The 19453-nt window shown below is 44.7% G+C and carries 16 protein-coding genes and 2 riboswitches; of the genes, 10 read left to right on the forward strand and 6 right to left on the reverse strand.

Annotated elements, in window-relative coordinates; all coding sequences use genetic code 11:
- Positions 1 to 87: 87 nt before the first annotated feature.
- Entirely contained in the window at positions 88 to 1071 is a 984-nt protein-coding gene (gene ruvB / locus RTL34_RS09130) for a Holliday junction branch migration DNA helicase RuvB (RefSeq protein WP_007115934.1), read from the reverse strand.
- 94 nt (positions 1072 to 1165) lie between these two features.
- Positions 1166 to 1618, reverse strand: a complete 453-nt coding sequence (locus RTL34_RS09135; protein WP_227716786.1) for a hypothetical protein — start codon at positions 1616 to 1618, stop codon at positions 1166 to 1168.
- Between the two features lie 447 nt (positions 1619 to 2065).
- Positions 2066 to 2182: riboswitch (glycine riboswitch) on the forward strand.
- 31 nt (positions 2183 to 2213) lie between these two features.
- Positions 2214 to 2348: riboswitch (glycine riboswitch) on the forward strand.
- A 140-nt stretch (positions 2349 to 2488) separates the two neighbouring features.
- Between RTL34_RS09135 and gcvT the strand changes: the two genes are divergently transcribed.
- The 6 genes from gcvT (at position 2489) to RTL34_RS09165 (ending at position 10173) form a co-directional block, all read left to right on the forward strand.
- Entirely contained in the window at positions 2489 to 3622 is a 1134-nt protein-coding gene (gcvT, locus tag RTL34_RS09140) for a glycine cleavage system aminomethyltransferase GcvT (protein WP_312116374.1), read from the forward strand.
- A 113-nt stretch (positions 3623 to 3735) separates the two neighbouring features.
- Positions 3736 to 4122 (forward strand): MliC family protein, encoded by a 387-nt coding sequence (locus RTL34_RS09145; protein ID WP_007115931.1) that lies wholly within the window; start codon positions 3736 to 3738, stop codon positions 4120 to 4122.
- Positions 4123 to 4352: 230 nt separating this feature from the next.
- A complete protein-coding gene (gene gcvH, locus RTL34_RS09150) occupies positions 4353 to 4733 on the forward strand; it encodes a glycine cleavage system protein GcvH (protein ID WP_007115930.1) in 381 nt (126 codons plus the stop codon).
- 152 nt (positions 4734 to 4885) lie between these two features.
- Positions 4886 to 5620, forward strand: a complete 735-nt coding sequence (locus RTL34_RS09155; protein ID WP_007115929.1) for a nitroreductase family protein — start codon at positions 4886 to 4888, stop codon at positions 5618 to 5620.
- Between the two features lie 110 nt (positions 5621 to 5730).
- A complete protein-coding gene (gene gcvP / locus RTL34_RS09160) occupies positions 5731 to 8613 on the forward strand; it encodes an aminomethyl-transferring glycine dehydrogenase (RefSeq protein ID WP_312116376.1) in 2883 nt (960 codons plus the stop codon).
- A gap of 168 nt (positions 8614 to 8781) precedes the next feature.
- Positions 8782 to 10173 (forward strand): GntP family permease, encoded by a 1392-nt coding sequence (locus tag RTL34_RS09165; protein WP_312116378.1) that lies wholly within the window; start codon positions 8782 to 8784, stop codon positions 10171 to 10173.
- A 76-nt stretch (positions 10174 to 10249) separates the two neighbouring features.
- Here the strand turns inward: RTL34_RS09165 and RTL34_RS09170 are convergent, their stop codons facing one another.
- From RTL34_RS09170 to RTL34_RS09180, 3 genes are all read right to left on the reverse strand, one after another.
- The gene (locus RTL34_RS09170) at positions 10250 to 11461 is read right to left on the reverse strand and encodes a ribonuclease D (RefSeq protein WP_312116380.1); all 1212 of its coding nucleotides are present in this window, start codon (positions 11459 to 11461) and stop codon (positions 10250 to 10252) included.
- An 82-nt stretch (positions 11462 to 11543) separates the two neighbouring features.
- Positions 11544 to 12152 (reverse strand): recombination mediator RecR, encoded by a 609-nt coding sequence (gene recR / locus RTL34_RS09175; RefSeq protein ID WP_007115924.1) that lies wholly within the window; start codon positions 12150 to 12152, stop codon positions 11544 to 11546.
- 147 nt (positions 12153 to 12299) lie between these two features.
- Positions 12300 to 12629: a YbaB/EbfC family nucleoid-associated protein gene (locus RTL34_RS09180; protein WP_007115923.1), complete on the reverse strand. Its 330-nt coding sequence runs from the start codon at positions 12627 to 12629 to the stop codon at positions 12300 to 12302.
- 179 nt (positions 12630 to 12808) lie between these two features.
- Between RTL34_RS09180 and RTL34_RS09185 the strand changes: the two genes are divergently transcribed.
- Positions 12809 to 13573, forward strand: coding sequence for an NAD-dependent deacylase (locus RTL34_RS09185; RefSeq protein ID WP_312116384.1), 765 nt, complete (start codon positions 12809 to 12811; stop codon positions 13571 to 13573).
- Positions 13574 to 13646: 73 nt separating this feature from the next.
- Here the strand turns inward: RTL34_RS09185 and RTL34_RS09190 are convergent, their stop codons facing one another.
- Positions 13647 to 14888: an O-succinylhomoserine sulfhydrylase gene (locus tag RTL34_RS09190; protein ID WP_312116386.1), complete on the reverse strand. Its 1242-nt coding sequence runs from the start codon at positions 14886 to 14888 to the stop codon at positions 13647 to 13649.
- A 289-nt stretch (positions 14889 to 15177) separates the two neighbouring features.
- Here RTL34_RS09190 and RTL34_RS09195 point away from each other — a divergent pair, with 289 nt between their 5' ends.
- The 3 genes from RTL34_RS09195 (at position 15178) to dusA (ending at position 19442) form a co-directional block, all read left to right on the forward strand.
- Entirely contained in the window at positions 15178 to 16743 is a 1566-nt protein-coding gene (locus RTL34_RS09195; RefSeq protein ID WP_472796834.1) for a phospholipase D family protein, read from the forward strand.
- A gap of 299 nt (positions 16744 to 17042) precedes the next feature.
- The gene (locus RTL34_RS09200) at positions 17043 to 18365 is read left to right on the forward strand and encodes an MFS transporter (RefSeq protein WP_312116390.1); all 1323 of its coding nucleotides are present in this window, start codon (positions 17043 to 17045) and stop codon (positions 18363 to 18365) included.
- Between the two features lie 108 nt (positions 18366 to 18473).
- Positions 18474 to 19442, forward strand: coding sequence for a tRNA dihydrouridine(20/20a) synthase DusA (gene dusA / locus RTL34_RS09205; RefSeq protein WP_312116464.1), 969 nt, complete (start codon positions 18474 to 18476; stop codon positions 19440 to 19442).
- The last annotated feature ends 11 nt before the right edge of the window (positions 19443 to 19453 follow it).

Here is a 19453-nt window from a genome sequence, read left to right on the forward strand (position 1 = left end):
ACCAATCTTGCTTTCATCGCTTTGTTATTGAAAAGATTGTGAACAGGTTCTAAGGGGTTTTTGTTTGTCACTACAACATTCAAAAAACTAAGTCAACATCCGCCCCCGTGCGGTGCGTACGATATAGCCTTGCTGAATCAGATACGGCTCAATCACATCTTCAAGCGTGCCTCTATCTTCTGCCAAAGCCGCCGCAATCGACTCAACCCCCGCAGGCCCGCCATTAAAACGCTCCTCTAACATCTCAAGATAACGTCTATCAAGATTATCAAGCCCGCGTTTGTCAACTGCCAGCATATCAAGTGCGCTATGCGCAATTTCAGCGGTGACGGTGCCATCGCCTTTAACTTGGGCATAATCACGTACGCGGCGTAGCAAGCGATTGGCAATACGCGGTGTACCGCGCGACCGTCTAGCGACTTCCACTGCGCCTTCTTTGGTCATAGGCACGTTAAGCAATCCAGCCGACCTTGTGACAATGGTCGTTAAATCCGCCACATTATAAAACTCCAATCGCTGTACAATACCAAATCTATCGCGCAGTGGCGAGGTCAACAAACCTGCTCGCGTGGTCGCAGCCACCAAAGTAAAAGGCGGCAAATCAAGCTTTATGGAGCGTGCAGCCGGTCCTTCCCCAATCATAATATCCAGCTGAAAATCTTCCATCGCAGGATACAAAATTTCTTCAATCATCGGGCTTAAACGGTGAATCTCATCAATAAACAGCACATCACCAGGCTCTAGATTGGTCAGCATTGCTGCCAAATCACCCGCGCGTTCAAGCACAGGACCAGACGTTGAGCGCAGATTACCGCCCATCTCACGGGCGATAATGTTGGCGAGTGTGGTTTTACCCAGTCCAGGCGGTCCAAATATCAATGTATGGTCGAGCGCTTCTTTTCTCGATAATGCCGCGTTAATAAACACGCCCATTTGTTCTTTGACCACAGGCTGACCGATATATTCAGCGAGTAAGGCTGGACGGATATTATTGTCATTTTGGTCTTCTGAGCGCCCCATCGGACTAATCAGACGTTGCTGAGAATTGGCACTTGAAAAAGGTGGAATCATAAGTATTTGACACTAGTTGCAAGTTTTAACGAGGATAATAGCACTGGCAAATCTTGCAAGTACTATGGGATGTAGAGAGAAAAAGTAAAAAAATTTAAGGCAACACACGGTACAATGTCATATCACATCGGGTGCCTTTACTATCCTTGCACCACTGCATTTGCTCGCCTTGCTGTTTGACATAAGCAACCAAAATATCGCCGGTCTGGTCAACGCGATTGCCAGAACAGTCTGTTGCATTGTTATCATATTGGGTCTGAATCGCTAGTGCAGGCAAACCATCGCCTGTGTCAGCGTACAAATATTTGCCGTACGTAAATTCCTGACCGCTTGAACCGATAAACTGTTGATCGCGCCCAAAATTATACCGCTCTTGACAACTTGGCTGCGCAGCGTCGGTTTTATCAAGTCGCAGCTGCCACTGTCCTGCGATATTTGGCAAAATATGAGTCGACACTTGCGCCACTTGCTGTTGGGTTTTGCTATCATCGGGCAACGTACCCCCCATGGCTAAACTGGTTAAAATGCCTATTAACGAAATATTCATGAAATCCATCGTTATTTTATTCCTTTTATCATGCCATCTTTATCTTTATAAGGTAAAAATTCAGCTCATCTACTCATTGTTAATCAGCCAATGCAATCAGCTAGGTTAGCGTCTATGTCCATGGTGACTGTTAACAAATTTTGGTAGTTGGCATTAATATGCAAAGATATTCAAAATGTTAAAGGCTAAATTATTCTGCTTTTAATGGGGTCAGCGCACAAAAATTTAACCCAAAACCACAAAAATTATTTAAGCACTTTATTTAAACACTTTAACTTTTTTTAACTACTTAAAGTTTCATATTCATCAGTGGCTTTAATCATACTTGTTTTTGGCTTTATTTGCTATAACACAATAATGCTCATAATGCAGTCTTGCCAAAACATCAGGCGGTCATAAAATCTGTGCAAATTTGCTTGTCAAAAAGTTAAAAACCCAGCATAATAACCGAAGATTTCAGGAGAGAATGTTGTTTTGTTTTTCATCAAATTATGAAATACCAAAACCATCACCGAAGGCGTAAAGACCCTATAATCGCTCAGGTAAAAGGACTGGAATCGTAATTTTTGGCAGTGGCGTATGCACTGCATCAAAATATAACAAATCTGGAGAGTGTATTGCTTTGCAATACCACCGAAGGGGAAAAGATTGACTTGTCTATCTGTACTATAAGAAGTAAGAAGCTGACAAGTCGATTGAAAATCTCAGGTAACAGGACAGATAGGGCTGATAGCTACCGACATCAGGTTGGATTAGTTTTAGTGCTCTATTGATGTGCGATGTTTGGCTTTAGCGTTTTATCCCAAGCTATTAAAACATCAAATGAAACATCAAACCGTTATTTGATTTTTACCCACTCAAGGATTTGCCATGTCAGCCACAGACAAGCCTTTAAACCGCACCCCTTTTTATCAATCCCATATCGATAGCAACGGCAAAATCGTTGACTTCTCTGGTTGGCAATTGCCTCTCCATTATGGCTCACAGATCCAAGAACATGACGTTGTGCGTACGGATGCGGGCATGTTTGACGTGTCACATATGGTCGTGACTGACATCGCCGGTCAAGATGCCAAAGCTTGGCTGCAAAAACTGCTCGCCAATGATGTTGCCAAACTCAAATTTGTCGGTAAAGCGCTTTATTCTGCCATGCTAAACGAAAACGGCGGTGTGATTGATGACTTAATCGTTTACCGAATGAACGATGCAGAGACCGAGTATCGTATCGTCTCAAATGCCGCCACCCGTGATAAAGATTTGGCACAGTTTGACAAAGTTGCCAAAGACTTTGCTGTCACCATTACCGAGCGTCCAGAACTTGCTATGCTTGCGGTGCAGGGCCCTAATGCCTTGCAGAAACTGAGCCAAGCCAAACCAAATTGGGCAGATAGCCTAGCCACCTTAAAACCATTTGTGGGCAAAGATTTGACCGACATTGAAGGCGCAGATTGGTTTGTGGCGCGTACCGGTTATACGGGTGAAGACGGTGTTGAAGTCATTTTGCCACAAGCCGAGGCCTCAGCGTTTTTTACTTTACTTAAAGACCATGGCATCGCCCCAGCAGGATTAGGTGCCCGTGATACATTACGTCTTGAAGCCGGTATGAATTTGTACGGTCATGAAATGGATGAAACCATCAATCCGTATGAATGCGGTATGGCGTGGACGTTAGCGGTAAAAGATGATCGGAATTTCGTGGGTCGTGAGGCTATGCAAGCCAAACAAGACCAAGCGATTGCTGAGGGGAATGACGTCATGCAAGTAGGCTTAGTGCTAGAGTCTCGTGGGGTACTGCGTGAAGGCATGACGGTCACGCTAGACAATGGCAAAACTGGGGTAATCACCAGCGGCACTTTTAGCCCAAGCCTAAAACAATCGATTGCGATTGCCCGTATTCCAAAGACGACGGATACAGCAGCCACCGTTGATTTGCGGGGCACACCGACGCCAGTACGTATCATTTCGTTACCGTTTGTTAGAAATGGCAACAAACAATTCAACTAGGATTTTATCGTGTTATGATGGATTTAACGCTTATTAATGAACAATATTCAAATGATTAGTCAGCGTAATTTGAAAAACCAATAATAAATTCATCATACTTAGAAGGTAAAATCATGAAAAAGTTACTCTTTGTTGTACCGTTTTTGGCAAGTTTGGCGGCCTGTACTTCAACCCCAGTAGCACAGCCTAGTCCGTCACAAGTGTTGGCAGTTCAAGCAAATTCACAAACCTTTAAATGCGACAACAACACTGAAGTTGTGGCATTCTACGGTCAAGAAAACGGCAGCAATGTCGCAAATTTAAAAATCACCTCGCCAATGCTCGGTCTAAACCAAGCCGCGATGGTATTAAAACAAGATGTATCAGGCTCGGGTAACCGCTATACCTTGTCAAATGCAACCAAAACTACCATGTATGATTGGGGCGTTAAAGGTGCAGAAGGTGCGTTAACCGTGACCTCACAAGGTCGTGATTATAACTTTGTGTGTAATGCTATTTAATCCGATTCACTTGTTGAATGGGTTAAACCGCTAAGTTGGTTTTTAAGTTTGGTCGATATACATTGTATCGACCAAATTTTTGTTACTCAGTTTGTTAAATTACTTAGGTTTTAAATACTAGGCTTTTAAAACTAGGCTTTTAAAAATGTTTAGTAAAAAGGCGCCAAGTGCGACTACTTGGCTAACAGCCTTTTATTTTCACCCCTACTTTCGCTTTGAGGAAAATAGTTATGAGCAATATTCCAGCAGATTTAAAATATGTGGCTAGTCATGAATGGTTACGCCAAGAAGAAGACGGCACTATCACCGTGGGTATTACTCACCACGCCCAAGACTTGCTCGGTGACATCGTATATGTTGAATTGCCTGAAGTAGGTGAACACGTTGACGTGGATGCTGAAATTGCCGTGGTCGAATCGGTGAAAGCTGCCTCGGATGTATACGCGCCCATCGCTGGTGAAATCCTAGCAGTCAATGAAGCATTGGTAGATGCGCCAGAAACCATTAATGAAGACCCTTATGGCGAAGGTTGGTTCTTTAAAATCAAACCAGACAATGCCGATGATTACCAAGGCTTGATGGACGCAGACGAGTACCAAGATAGTATTTAATTATCTTTATCTCATTGCTTTTATCTAATCGTCGTTATAGAGCCTAGCACTAAGGTAATCGCTTGATTACCTTAGTCTATTATCCTATCAATTAACTGTAACGCATCCTTTATTTTGAACGCATCCTTTATTTTGTTAACTTGAGAGCTGCTATGTCAACACTTACCCCGCTTGCTGACCCAAAAAAAGCCAGTTTTTATGATGTGGTGAGCACTCGCCGTTCGGTACGACGCTTTACCAAAACGCCCATCAGTGATGAAGTGCTCAATGCTTGTCTCGATATGGCGATGTTAGCGCCTAGCTCAAGTAATTTACAGCCTTGGCAATTTTTTGTGATTGAATCTGAAGAAAAGCGCCAAAAAACTGTGACCTATTGTATGAGCCAAAATGCAGCAAAAACCGCCAATAAGCTGATTGTCGTGGTCGCTCGTACTGACACGTGGCGTCAACATGCCAAAGACAATATCAAGTATTTTCCCGTCAAACCCGTACCAAAACCTGTGCAAGATTATTATGGCAAGCTTATTCCGCTGACCATGACGCGCGGTGTGATGAATGTGTTCACTCCTGCCAAATGGGCGCTGACACAAGCCACGCGCAAAGTCAAAGGTGCGATGGTTGACCCCATCTATGATGCTGACGATCTCAAAAACTGGGCACTCATTAGCACCTCACTGGCTGCCGAGAATTTGATGCTCGCCTTGCGTGCCCACGGTTTTGATAGTTGTCCGATGGGGGGATTTGATGAGCCACAACTCAAAAAATTGCTTGACCTCAATGAAGAGCAGCATATTTGTATGGTGATTGCTGCCGGTGAGCGCGACGAGCGTGGTATCTATAGTGAGCAATACCGTTTTGAGCGTGAGCGCTTTATCGTTAAGGTGTAATATCGTTAAAGTGTAATTTTTATCCATTCAACCGATGTTTGTCATGGTAGCCATGACAAAACCTGCTATTTTTATTTTCAATGTTTTATCAGACGCTAAAGGAAACTTGAATGAGTCAACCGTCTTTTCAATCATTTGCTGATTTATTCCAATCATCAGAATTTATTCATCGTCATGTTGGCATTAGCCAAGATGAAAAAGAAGCAATGCTACAAGCCGTCGGCGCTGACAGCATGGCAAGCTTTATTGAACAGACGGTGCCAGCTTCTGTACGTCTTAGCAAAGAGTTAGATTTGCCCCTCAGTATGACTGAGCATGATGCCTTGGCAAAGTTGCGTGGGTTGGCGGATAAAATCAAGGTCAATAAAAGCTATATTGGCTTAGGCTATTATCCGACTCGCTTACCTGCGGTGATTCAACGTAATGTGCTTGAAAACCCAGGCTGGTACACGGCTTATACCCCTTACCAAGCGGAGATTGCCCAAGGTCGCTTAGAGGCATTACTCAACTTCCAACAAGTTTGTATTGACTTATCAGGTCTTGAATTGGCGGGCGCAAGTTTGCTTGATGAAGCGACGGCGGCGGCTGAAGCGATGGCGATGGCAAAACGCGTCGGTAAAAGTAAATCTAACCAATTTTTTGTTGATAGCCGTATCTATCCACAAACTTTAGATGTCATCAAAACCCGTGCCAAGTATTTTGGTTGGGATATAGTGGTCGGTGATTTTGACGTTGCCAAGAATGGCGATTTCTTTGGCGCGATTTTCCAATATGTGGGCGCGCAAGGCGATGTGGTTGATTTAACTGATATCATCAGTGCAGTCAAAGCCAAAGGCACACAGACAATTGTTGCTGCGGATGTGATGAGTCTGGTACTTCTTAAATCACCGGGCAGCATGGGTGCGGATGTGGCACTGGGTAACACCCAGCGCTTTGGCGTGCCGATGGGCTTTGGTGGTCCACACGCGGCTTATTTTGCCTTTAAAGACAGTGCCAAGCGTTCTGCCCCAGGCCGTATCATTGGCGTATCGGTGGATGCTCAAGGTAAACAAGCCTTGCGTATGGCACTACAAACCCGTGAGCAACATATCCGCCGCGAAAAAGCCAACTCAAATATTTGTACATCGCAAGTGTTATTGGCCAATTTGGCAGGGATGTATGCGGTGTATCATGGTCCTGAAGGCGTGAAACGTATCGCCACCCGCATTCATGCGTTAGCAAGCGCTTTTGCCCAAGCCATCAAACAAGCTGGTATGTCGATTGTGCATGAGCAGTTTTTTGATACCGTGCTGGTCAATACCCAAGGTCAAACTGAGCAAATCTATCAAAATGCCCTCAATATCGGCTATAACCTGCGCAAAGTAGACGATAATCATATCGCCATTGCCTTTAATGAAACCAGTGATGCGGCAGATTTTGGTGTACTCACGCAGTTATTTACAGGCGTAGCCGCTCAATTACCCGATGATATCAGCTTGTCTTTGCCAGCGTCATTGCTACGTACCGATGCGATTTTAAGTCATCCTGTGTTTAATCGTTATCACACCGAACATGAAATGCTGCGTTATTTGAAAAAGCTAGAAAACAAAGACTTGGCGATGAATCATAGTATGATTTCGCTGGGTAGCTGTACCATGAAACTTAACGCCACTAGCGAAATGCTACCGATTACTTGGAATGAATTTGCCAATGTGCACCCATTTGCACCTCGTGAACAAGTGGGCGGCTATATTGAAATGATTGAAGGCCTGCAAGAGCAGCTCAAAGCCATCACAGGGTTTGACGCTATCTCTATGCAGCCAAATTCAGGCGCGTCAGGCGAGTACGCAGGACTATTGGCGATTCGTCGTTATCATGAAAGCTTAGGTCAACCCAACCGTCATATCTGCCTGATTCCGCGCTCCGCGCACGGCACCAATCCTGCCACGGCGCAAATGATGGGGATGGAAGTCGTCGTGGTAGCCACCGATGAGCGTGGTAACGTTGATATTGCCGACTTGACCCAAAAAGCGCAAAAATACAGTGACAATCTGGGTGCCTTGATGATTACCTACCCTTCAACACACGGTGTGTTTGAAGAAGGTATCCGTGATATCTGTGATTTAATTCATGAGCACGGCGGTCAAGTATATATGGATGGCGCTAACATGAACGCGCAGGTCAGCATGATGCAGCCTGCGGATGTCGGTGCTGACGTGCTACACATGAATTTGCACAAAACCTTCTGTATTCCACACGGCGGCGGCGGTCCTGGCATGGGTCCTATTGGCATGAAATCACATTTGGCACCTTTTATTGCCAACCACGTTGTATCTGCGGTGCCCAATGCCCAAGATGGCATGAGTGCGGTATCGGCTGCCCCGTTTGGTTCAGCCAGCATCTTGCCTATTTCATGGATGTATATCACCATGATGGGTCGTGATGGCTTGGTGCAAGCGACAGAAGCTGCGCTATTAAATGCCAATTACACCGCTATGAAATTAAAAGACCATTACCCCGTGCTTTATAGTGGTGAAAATGGTCGCGTCGCCCATGAATGTATCATTGATATCCGCCCACTAAAAGCCGAAACAGGCATCACCGAAGTTGATATCGCCAAACGCTTAATGGATTACGGGTTTCATGCGCCAACGATGTCTTTCCCCGTGGCAGGTACTTTGATGATTGAGCCGACTGAGTCGGAAAGCAAAGAAGAGCTAGACCGCTTTATCTCAGCCTTAATTCAAATCAAAGCTGAGGCGATGAAAGTTAAAAACGGCGAGTGGCCAGCAGATAACAACCCACTGGTGAACGCACCACACACCGCGCAAGTGGTAACCGGTGACTGGGATCGTCCATACAGCCGTGAAGAAGCCGCCTATCCACTTGCCTATGTACGTGACAATAAGTTTTGGCCATCGGTGAGCCGTATCGATGATGTGTATGGCGACAAAAACTTAATCTGTTCTTGCCCCGATATCTCAAGCTATGAGAATGGTGAAATCGCAGAGTAAACCTCAATCAATACTTACCGTATTTTTACAAAAGCCATGCAAAAATGTGTGGCTTTTTGCTATAAAGCCAATTGCGAGTCAAAAGAATTCTGTTATGATGCAGGGGACTCAAAAAAATTGTAATCACTACGCGTGACTTTAAACCCATAATAAGTCAAGGATGACATTATGTTTAGTACCATTGCGATTATTATTTCGCTATTTCTATTAATGTATTTTGCCTATCGCGGCTATTCTGTATTAATTTTAGCGCCCTTGATGGCAACCCTAGCGGTGGCGCTATCAGGCGATATTCTAAGCTCACTACCTATCTATACCACCGTTTTTATGAAAGCGTTGAGTGGCTTTCTATTGAAGTTTTTTCCCATATTTTTGCTCGGGGCGGTGTTTGGTCAGCTCATGGCAGACTCTGGGGCTGCCACAGCGATTGCCAGAACGGTGGTTAGTAAATTAGGCGCGAATAAAGCCATACTGGCTGTGGTTTTGGTCTGTGCGATTTTAACCTATGGCGGTGTGTCGCTGTTTGTGGTGGCTTTTGCCATTTATCCGATTGCTAAAGATTTGTTCAAGTCAGCAGGGGTGCCAAAAAGGCTAATTCCAGGGGCGATTGCGTTAGGGTCATTTACCTTTACTATGACAGCGTTACCCGGGACACCGGCCATCCAAAACGCCATTCCCATTCCCTATTATGGTACCAATGCCTTTGCTGCACCCATACTGGGTATTATTGGTTCGCTTGTGATGTTTGGCTTGGGCATGCTGTGGCTGCAACGACGTGCCCATAGTGCCAAAACGGCTGGCGAGGGATATGGTATTCATGAAGATGATGAGCTGCATGCTGATAACCTAGACCCCCATCACACCTCTTTTATGGTGGCGATGATTCCTTTGGTATTGGTCATCGGCATAAATGCCTTGTTAACGTATGCGGTTTTTCCGAGTATGGATTTCTCTGCACTGCAAGCGCAGTTTAAAGACTTGGATATCAAGGGCGCTTTGGGACTTTGGTCAATCATTATCGCTTTAGTCACCGCGATTATTGCTTTGATTGTGCTGCGCTTGGGCAAATGGACGAACTTGCAACACAGTCTCAATAAAGGCACTTATAGCTCCATGTTGCCTATTTTTAATACAGGCTCAGAAGTCGGTTATGGTGCGGTAATTGCAACATTGGCGGGTTTTGCAATTTTACGTGATAGCGTGTTAAATCTATCGCCTAGCAATCCATTAATCTCAGAAGCCGTGGCTATGACCACCTTAGCGGGCATCACTGGTTCTTCTTCTGGCGGCTTGAGTATCGCGCTGCCCATTTTAGGCAAAGAATATTTGGCGCAGGCAGTGGCACATGGGATAAATCCTGAGTTACTGCATCGTGTCGCGGTGATGGCAGCAGGTGGCTTAGACACGCTACCGCATAGTGGTGCGGTGATTACGTTATTTGCCATTTGCCATTTGACCCACAAGCAATCTTATAAAGATGTCGCCATAGTGACGATGGCAATTCCGCTGATTGCGGTGACGGTGGTGATTGCTTTGGGTACCATGCTAGGTTCTTTTTAAGCGTTTTATTTTTAATCGGTTTATTTTTAAGCCATTTAGTAGTAAAAAATCCCACTCAGCGGTGGGATTTTTTTATTTATTCAGCGGTTGTTTCATGGTCAATAGATGGCGAGTTATTGGCAATCACCCTATCCAAAATGGGTAAAATCTCTGCCATAATCCACGCTTTGCGCCACCCACTCAGCCAAGGGCTTAATGCCGGTTTTTCTGCTGCGACAGCATAAGCATACAGCTCCGACAGCCATTTTTTTCGCATCAATACTGTCTCATCAATTGACAAGGTTTGCCCATGCTGTTTGATTGCTTTTTCCAGTTGTTTTTGCACATCGCTAGACAGACTGCGATACGGTAAAGGCAAAAGAGCTGGATAGGCTGCGTCATCTTCTTTTCGCACCTTATCAATTAGCGTCAAAATCTCTTGCCCATACATGCGAATCACATTGGGCTTGATACTGGTAAACCCTAACTGCTTCATACTAAAAGGCGGTTTTTCGATGATTTCACGGAGCGCCTGCGGGCGCAGGATAAAAGTGCGTGGTCGATTGATTGACTTGGCAAGTTGTTCGCGCCATTCGCACAGCGTTTGCAGCATTGCCAGTTGCTCGCGATTATCGCGGTAATCAGCGACACTCAAGTACAAGGCATTATCAGGCGTGCTAAAGTTAGCAAAAATTTCTTGGGTATAGCTTTGGCAGTCTTCAACCGCATATTGCCATAAACCTTGTTCGGTCAACTGTGTCTTGATGGCAACAAACATCGGCAATAAATAACGTACATCGTCTACCGCATAGCTTTCTTGCTCAGGCGTTAATGGGCGCTGCAACCAATCTGATTGGCTTTCACCTTTATCCACATGCACAGCAATTGTTTCTTGCAGCGATTTTTGATACCCAAGCGAGTTTTCACCGGTCAAAAAACCCAAACCAATTTGGGTATCAAACACATTACGCAGCGCAGGCAAGTTGGAGAGTAAGTAATAAATCCCCAAATCTTCGCCACACGCATGTAGCACCACGGTGGGTATATCCGCTAACACTTCCCAAAACTCTTCTAAATACAGCTTGGGCGCGTCAATCAAATAAATCGCTTTGCCTGTATTGATTTGAATCAGTGCAAGAATGGGAAAAAAGGTGTCGCGCTTGATAAACTCAGTGTCTAATGCAATGGTATCGACTTGCTCTAGGTCATCGAGCAGGGCAAAAAGCGCGTCCTGAGTTTTCACCCAATGGATTGGCAAGTCATGAAGTTGTTGTAATTGGGCTGGGCTTAACGGATTTTGGATGAGCATAACTTGGGTCTTGTGGACGGATAATTTAAGCGTATTTTATGATGAATCTAAGATTTTGTCTTGTCAAACTGATGAAAAGATTTTATAACCGTCCACGATTTTGCAGGGCTTGACCCAGTGTCATGCTATCTAAATACTCAAGCTCGCCGCCCATCGGAATCCCTTGGGCAATCCGGCTGATATGGGTGACGTAAGGTTTGACCGCTTCACTGATAAAATGCGCCGTGGTTTGCCCTTCTACCGTGGTACTGGTTGCCAAGATAATTTCTTCTACGGGGGTTTGCGCGGCTTGGTGTTGCTTTAACAGCCCAATTAGCTGATTGATGCCGAGCTGCTCCACACCAATACCATCAATGGGTGATAAATGCCCGCCAAGCACAAAGTATTTACCGTTAAACCCAGCGGTTTGCTCGATTGCCATCATGTCTGCTGCCGTCTCTACGATACAAAGCACGCGCTCATTGCGGCGCGGATCGCTACATATCGGGCAAATATCCTCATCTGATAAACCACGGCATACTTGGCATTGCTTGATATCATGCATCGCCACAATCAAGGCTTCGCCCAACGCTTGACCTTGCGGGCGTTTATAGCTAAGCAAGTGCAATGCCATGCGCTGGGCAGATTTGGGTCCTACCCCGGGCAGTACTTTGAGTTGTTTTACAAGTTCATCAAATTTTGGCGTTAGCATAGGCGCATTCTTATAAAAATCATAAAAAATAAAAAAAGCTGACAGTCAATTATCAGCTTTTTATGGGGGTTTGACTCCCTAATCGCAAGGCAATTTTCCACTATTTTATAGCGCTACTTTATAGCTTTATGGATAGCCGTAGTGGGTTTAAAATAAACCATTCATGCCTGGTGGTAAACCCATGCCATTGGTGGCACTCGCCATTTCAGTCTCATGTAGTTCATCGGCCTGACGCACGGCATCATTGATAGCAGCCGCAATCAAATCTTCAATCATATCAGGGTCGTCTTGCAGTAGGCTTGGATCGATTGATAAACGTTTGACCACATGGCGACCATTCATGGTGACTTTCACCAAGCCACTACCCGCTTCGGCATGCACTTCTTTTTCTGCCAGTTTTTTCTTGGCGTTTTCAACGTTTTTTTCGACTTGCTTTTGCATCATTTGCGCTTGTTGCATGAGGGCTTGTAAGTTCATGAGTGTTCCTGTTTGTTTCTAATGTTGGTGGCTCATTGTAGCGAATTTGACCGCAAACTGTCTATTGCTAATCGTTAGCCCAAATTTTTAACATACAACTGTTAATCTAAAATCACTCACATAAAAATGCTAAGATAACCTCACTACCATAAACCCATTAACAGCAAAAAACTACGACTATGACAACAACTACACCCCCATCGCTAGAGGTCGCTCTCTATAAAGCCACTGATGTTATTAAATATGCCCAAAATATTGCCATCCTGACGGGAGCAGGCGTCTCGGCTGAAAGTGGCATTTCGACTTTTCGGGATAAACTTACCGGACTGTGGCAACAATACCAAGCCGAATATTTGGTCAGCATTCAAGCGTTTGAAAAGGAGCCTGCCTTGGTGTGGCAATGGCACCAATGGTGGCGTGGACAAATCGCCGACAAACAGCCCAATCCTGCCCATTTTGCCTTAGGCGAATGGCAAGCATTGGCAAAGCAGCAAGGTAAAACTTGGACGCTGTTTAGTCAAAATGTCGACAATCTGCATGAGCAAGGCGGTGCCACGGTGGCAAAACTGCATGGGGATTTGGCCAAAAATCGCTGTCATGATTGCGGCAAGCCGTATGCCAAAGCCATTGATATCACAGACACTGAGCTAAAGCATTGTGAATGCGGCGGTTTGATTCGCCCGGATATTGTGTGGTTTGGCGAGATGTTGCCACAGGACGCTTGGCAAACGGCAGAAACGGCAACGCTTAATTGTGATGTATTGGTGAGTATCGGCACATCAAGCGTGGTCTATCCTGCGGCAGGCTTGATTGATTTGGCAAAACAACAGGGCGCAACCGTCATCGAGATTAATCCCAATCCGACCCAGACCACAGCGGTTGACATCGTGTTACCCGACAACGCAGGGAAAATATTGCCGTTATTGGTCAAGGCACTGAAATAAAAAAGCGCAATAAAAAAGCCAGTAAATTTTGCGACTGGCTTTTAGGTTCTGGCTAGTGGCTTTTGGCTTTCTGTTAGGCGAGTGTATCCAAACCGCGTTTTAAATCAGCAATAATATCATCGACATCTTCAAGCCCCACCGAGAAGCGAATTAAGCCTTCGTTCACGCCTGCCTCGATTCTTGCTTCAGGTGTCATGCGAAAATGGGTCGTCGTCGCAGGATGGGTAATGGTGCTTTTGGCATCGCCTAGGTTATTAGTAATCGAAATCATGTTGGTACTATCGATAACATGCCAGGCTGCCGCTTGGTCAGCCACCTCAAAGCCAATAATGGCGCCAAACGCACCGCCTTGCACATTTTTGAGTGCGGTGTGTTGGCGTTTGGCGATGTCATGGGATGGGTGATCGGGCAAGCCTGAAAAATGCACTTTGCTGACTTTTGGGTGATTGTGCAAAAATTTAGCGATTTGATTGGCATTTTCGCAGTGGGCTTTCATACGCAGTGACAAGGTTTCTAGACCCTTTAGCAACACCCACGCATTAAATGGCGATAGACTAATCCCACCGGTACGCACTACCCCAAAGGCTTTTTCCATCAATTCATTGTTACCGACCAGTGCACCGCCTAGCACACGACCTTGACCGTCAATATATTTACTGGCGGAATGCAATACCACATCCGCACCCAACATTAAAGGTTTTTGAATAGCGGGGGTTGCAAAGCAGTTATCGACGATTAATAGCGCATCGTGGTCATGCGCGAGCCTTGATAAAAAGCTTAAATCGGCAATTTGCGCCAAAGGATTGGAAGGGCTTTCGCAGTACAGCACCTTGGTATTTGGTTGCATCGCGTTTTGCCAAGCGTCATTGTCAAAACAGTCTACATAACTCACCTCGACGCCAAACGCCTTAAAGTAGGTATCAAACAGGGCGACGGATGAGCCAAATAATTGCTTGGCTGCTAGCAGATGGTCACCGGCTTGCAAGTACGCCAAACACATGGTCAAAATTGCGCCCATGCCTGATGCGGTTGCCACGCAGCGCTCGCCTTCCTCTAAAGCTGCCAATCTGCGCTCAAAAGCGCGCACGGTTGGATTGGTATGGCGCGAGTAGACATTGCCTTTTTTATTGCCATTAAAATGGTCTGCTGCTTCTTGGGCATTTTTATATACGTAGGAGCTAGTGGTAAAAATCGCTTCGTTATGTTCGCCTTCATCGGTACGGTGGTAACCGCCGCGCACGGCGATGGTTTGGTCGGCATAATCTAGGCTTAAATCAAGTGCATCACTTTGCCAGTTGGGGTCTAATTGGGTCATAATGTTACATCTTTTGTGCATCAAATAAATTATGATAGCATAAGTTGGATTTGACGGTGGCTTTCAAGTCAGTATTTTATGCAAAAATGCCATGACAACCAACTTTTCTTAGGCGAGTGTCACGTTAATCAGTGATTTTTTTAAAAGGATTCAGGCTTTGGTAGCAGCATTTTATTCGGTATCTGTTGGCTTTGTCAGACTAGCATCGCAAAAACTCACGCCCAAAATTGTGACATTTTGCTTGCCATTGCTATTTACGCTGCTACTTACGCTACTTACCGCTTGCCAAATGCTGCCGAACAATCCCCATATCGCCGCTACGCCAACTGTATCAACGCAGCTGACAGGTGCGCAAAAATTTTCCGAAAAATCGCGTATACAAGGTCAATATTTAATCAGCCGTATCAGTGCCAGCAAAAACCCCTCACCGAGCAAATTTTCCGGTTATTATCCGCTGATTGATAGCAGTGATGCGTTCGCCTCACGCAGTATTTTGACTGAAATGGCTCAGCAGACCATCGATATCCAATACTATATTTGGCACAACGATGCAGCAGGGCAATTGATGCTTAAAGACTTGTACCAAGCCGCCAATCGGGGTGTCAAAGTACGACTGTTACTCGATGATTTGAACACCAATCCGGAACTTGACCAACAGCTACTTGCCTTTGCTGCGCATCCTAATATCCAAGTGCGATTGATTAACCCCAAAGTGGTGCGCAGCTTTACCCCCGCCAATTTTGTGGTAGCACTGCCCCGCTACCAACGCCGCATGCACAATAAAAGCATGACCTTTGACCGTCAGTTATCCATCATTGGTGGGCGCAATATTGGCGATGAATATCTGCGTAAAGATAGCATCGCTGAGTTTGCTGATTTGGATGTTTTGCTTGCCGGCAAAGTGGTCAACCAAATCAATGAGAGTTTTGAAGATTATTGGGATAGTCCTCTATCGTATGATATCGAGCGTTTGGTCAGACCCTCAAAAAACCCCGATCGTAATAAAAGCGATGAGCCATTTTTGGGGACTTTGACTGCGATTGCACCGATCAACAGCCAGTCCCATCTGCATAAAAGCTCGCAACTTTATCGGGTACAAAATGGCGCCATAGTCGATAAACAACTGTATAACAAAAAAATCCCATTTCGTTGGCAACCAATGGAATTTTTGGCAGATGATGTCAAAAAACTACTCAACCAAGATGATAAAGATAGCCGATTGGTATCCAAGCTTCGGGCACGTATTGGCACCCCAAAACAGCAACTGACCATTGTCTCATCGTATTTTGTGCCCACTGACTTGGGCGTGCTGCAACTAAGCAAACTCATGGAAAACGGGGTAAAAATCAATATTTTTACCAACTCGTATGAATCAACCGATGTGCCTATCGTGCATTCCGGGTATAACGTGGCACGCGTGCCAATGCTCAAAGCAGGAATTGGACTGTATGAGCTAAAATCCTCTGCCGATGCAGACTTTCGCCGCAAAAAACGTAGTTTATATCGCAGTAAATACAGCACCAGTTTGCATACCAAAGCCTTTGCGGTGGATGACAAATACACTTTTATCGGTTCTTACAATGTGGATCCGCGCTCTGCCAACATCAATACTGAGCTTGGTGTGCTGATTGAAGATAAAGCGCTTGCCAAATCCTTTCATAATACGTTTGATAACTCTATGCTCAATATCAGTTACCGCGTACATCTTAAGGATAATGAACAACTGATGTGGCAAACCCATGATGATAAAACCAATAAAAAGCTTATCAGCTTGGATAAAGAGCCGCATATGACGTTTGTCAATGGACTTTGGCTAAAGATTTTTTCTGCCTTGCCATTTAAGCGCTTATTGTAAACGGGTGTATTACAAAAAACACACATTTTTGATAGTAAAAATAGTACCAAAATCACTATAGTATGCGGTTTCAAAAAGTAATATATCTCAACTGTTAAATCATGACGTTTGCTTGTAATATTTATTTAAATAATTAAATTTATTACAGTTTTGATAAATTACTGTTCAATTTGTCAAGTGATTTAATTTGTCAGGTGAATAGTGACGAATTTAATTTTTTAGCGCGTTAGATAACCTATCTGTCCATTGATTATAAAGCTTGCAGACCTTTAGCCAGCTTCTAGGTAATATTGTCAACTATGCCATTTTTTCATGATGCCAACGAAGAAATTAGGGATTTAAATCGCTACGAAAAAAACGTGGTGTATTTAACGATTTTTGGGGCTTTTTTTGCTTCCTTTGATTTTACGATTTATTTTTATTTTAATGATAGTATCAATCAAGCTTTTTTCCCAGAAAATATACCTGAGTCATTAAAGTCGATTTGTTTTTTGCTGCTGATTTTAGCCGGTTATATGTCAAGACCGCTAGGCGGTTTGATATTGGGTGATATCGGCGATCGCTATGGCAGAAAACATGTGTTGCTGTATAGTTTGCTATTAGTGGGTGCGTCTGGTTTAGTGATTGCCTGTTTGCCTAGCTATCATCATATAGGTGTGGCAGCGATTGTTCTCATGCTATTATTGCGTTTAATTCAAGGCTTTGGCTATGGGGCTGAGGTGCCCGCTTCATGGGTCTATATTGCTGAGCATATGCCACGTCGTCAATTAGGGTCAGTGTGTGGCGCCCTCATCAGTGGAGTGATTTTGTCGACTTTGATGGGCAATATTTTAAGCGCCACGTTATCAAATATGCTCACCCCCACCCAGATGCAATCGTATGGTTGGCGTATTCCTTTTGTCATCGCCAGTATCGGTACGCTATTTGCGGTGCTGTTACGAACCAAGCTTGAAGAAACCCCGCTTTGGCTGATGGCTAAGTCTAAAAAGCGCTTGGTTAAACGTCTGCCAATACGCCGAGCTATTATCAAATACCGTTATGGTACAGTGATGACGCTGGGTTTGTCTTGGTTTACCGCCAGTGTTTATTTGACGATTTATTTGCTTTTACCGATTTTGGGCATCCAGTTTTTTGATGTCGATACCAGTTTGATGATGATATCCAATGGGGTGGGTATTATCTTTGGTGGATTGGGGGCGTTAACCTATGGTTATTTTGCCGATCGTTTTAACTCAGGTCGTGTATTTACTTTAGGCTGTATATTTTTAAGCATTGCCAGTGTTGTTTTCTTTGTTTCACTAAAAAACAGTAGTGAGTTACTACTGATTAATTATGCAATTTTAGGGTTTTTCTCTGGCGTGATTGGCTTAGTCCCAAGTATTTGTGTGCGTCTGTTTCCGGTTGGTGTGCGCCTAAGTGGTATTAGCTTTACCTATAACGTGGCGTATGCATTGGCAGGTGCATTGTTGCCTGTGCTATTGATTTATTTTTCCCGTAAATTAATGCTTTCAAGCGCCTTGTATCTGGTGTTTGTCTGTGTGATTGGCATTATCATGGGTATGTTGTTGACTAATTTGCATGGTTTGTATCGCATGGAAGACAAGCGGCTGATGAATTCCTAAGCTTTTTTATCCCTGATAGTTGTTTTACCCTCGCTTTTTTTAGTGCTTTCTTTGACAGATTAGCTATAGATTAGCCACTTTTTTGAATATTTGCCGATGACCATTCATATGACCACAATGCAGCATAAACGATTGTCCACCGCACCGATGATTGATTGGAGTACACGCGATTATTGTTACTTTGCTCGATTATTCAATCCTTATACTTACCTTTATACTGAAATGATCAGTACCTCGGCGATATTGCAGGGGGATACAGACTATCAGCTGCGATTTTATCCCAATGAACATCCTTTGGTGCTTCAGCTTGGCGGCTCAGATCCTAACGAATTGGCGCGCTGTGCTAAAATCGGACAAGACTACGGTTACGATGAAATTAATCTAAATGTCGGCTGCCCATCAGATCGGGTACAACATTACAAAATCGGGGCTTGCTTGATGGCAGAGCCCAAATTGGTGGCAGATATTGTCTCTGCGATGCGTGATGCGGTGGATATTCCCGTCACTGTCAAGCATCGCATTGGCATTGATAACTTTGATAGTTATGAGTTTATGGCGGATTTTGTAGATCATGTGGTGAAAGCAGGTTGTCAGCATATCATCGTCCATGCGCGCACCGCTTGGCTACAAGGCTTAAGCCCTAAACAAAATCGTGAAATTCCGCCGCTTCGCTATGAGGATGTGTACCGCTTAAAGCAGGATTTTCCCGATGTATTCGTGGAAATCAATGGCGGTATCACCACTATTGATGACATCAAAACCCATCTGACGAAAGTCGATGGCGTGATGATTGGGCGGGAAGCTTATCACAACCCTTATATTCTAGCCGAAGCCATGCAGCTGTGGGGCGAGCCTGTGCCTAGCCGAGCGGATATTTTTTATCAGTTACTGGATTTTTTGGCAGCCAGTGACGCGCGTGGCACACCGTTGACGGCCATTATGCGCCATTATTTGGGCTTGTTTCAAGGATTGACAGGCAGTCGTAAATGGCGTCAGGCGCTTAGCGGGCAAAAATCCCTGTCGGTCGCGCAAGTTCGTGAAGCGGGTGAAGCGGTGTTGGCGTTAAATGAGGGTTAAAAGTTAGCTAA

The organism is Moraxella sp. CTOTU47915 (assembly GCF_031986685.1).
In the GTDB taxonomy this organism is placed as follows: Bacteria; Pseudomonadota; Gammaproteobacteria; order Pseudomonadales; family Moraxellaceae; genus Faucicola; species Faucicola tetraodonis.

Bases quoted from the DNA above. Each gene is read 5' to 3' on its own strand.
- ruvB (WP_007115934.1), bottom strand. From the start codon at position 1,071: ATGATTCCACCTTTTTCAAGTGCCAATTCTCAGCAACGTCTGATTAGT.
- RTL34_RS09135 (WP_227716786.1), bottom strand. From the start codon at position 1,618: ATGAATATTTCGTTAATAGGCATTTTAACCAGTTTAGCCATGGGGGGT.
- gcvT (WP_312116374.1), top strand. From the start codon at position 2,489: ATGTCAGCCACAGACAAGCCTTTAAACCGCACCCCTTTTTATCAATCC.
- RTL34_RS09145 (WP_007115931.1), top strand. From the start codon at position 3,736: ATGAAAAAGTTACTCTTTGTTGTACCGTTTTTGGCAAGTTTGGCGGCC.
- gcvH (WP_007115930.1), top strand. From the start codon at position 4,353: ATGAGCAATATTCCAGCAGATTTAAAATATGTGGCTAGTCATGAATGG.
- RTL34_RS09155 (WP_007115929.1), top strand. From the start codon at position 4,886: ATGTCAACACTTACCCCGCTTGCTGACCCAAAAAAAGCCAGTTTTTAT.
- gcvP (WP_312116376.1), top strand. From the start codon at position 5,731: ATGAGTCAACCGTCTTTTCAATCATTTGCTGATTTATTCCAATCATCA.
- RTL34_RS09165 (WP_312116378.1), top strand. From the start codon at position 8,782: ATGTTTAGTACCATTGCGATTATTATTTCGCTATTTCTATTAATGTAT.
- RTL34_RS09170 (WP_312116380.1), bottom strand. From the start codon at position 11,461: ATGCTCATCCAAAATCCGTTAAGCCCAGCCCAATTACAACAACTTCAT.
- recR (WP_007115924.1), bottom strand. From the start codon at position 12,152: ATGCTAACGCCAAAATTTGATGAACTTGTAAAACAACTCAAAGTACTG.
- RTL34_RS09180 (WP_007115923.1), bottom strand. From the start codon at position 12,629: ATGAACTTACAAGCCCTCATGCAACAAGCGCAAATGATGCAAAAGCAA.
- RTL34_RS09185 (WP_312116384.1), top strand. From the start codon at position 12,809: ATGACAACAACTACACCCCCATCGCTAGAGGTCGCTCTCTATAAAGCC.
- RTL34_RS09190 (WP_312116386.1), bottom strand. From the start codon at position 14,888: ATGACCCAATTAGACCCCAACTGGCAAAGTGATGCACTTGATTTAAGC.
- RTL34_RS09195 (WP_472796834.1), top strand. From the start codon at position 15,178: ATGCTGCCGAACAATCCCCATATCGCCGCTACGCCAACTGTATCAACG.
- RTL34_RS09200 (WP_312116390.1), top strand. From the start codon at position 17,043: ATGCCATTTTTTCATGATGCCAACGAAGAAATTAGGGATTTAAATCGC.
- dusA (WP_312116464.1), top strand. From the start codon at position 18,474: ATGACCACAATGCAGCATAAACGATTGTCCACCGCACCGATGATTGAT.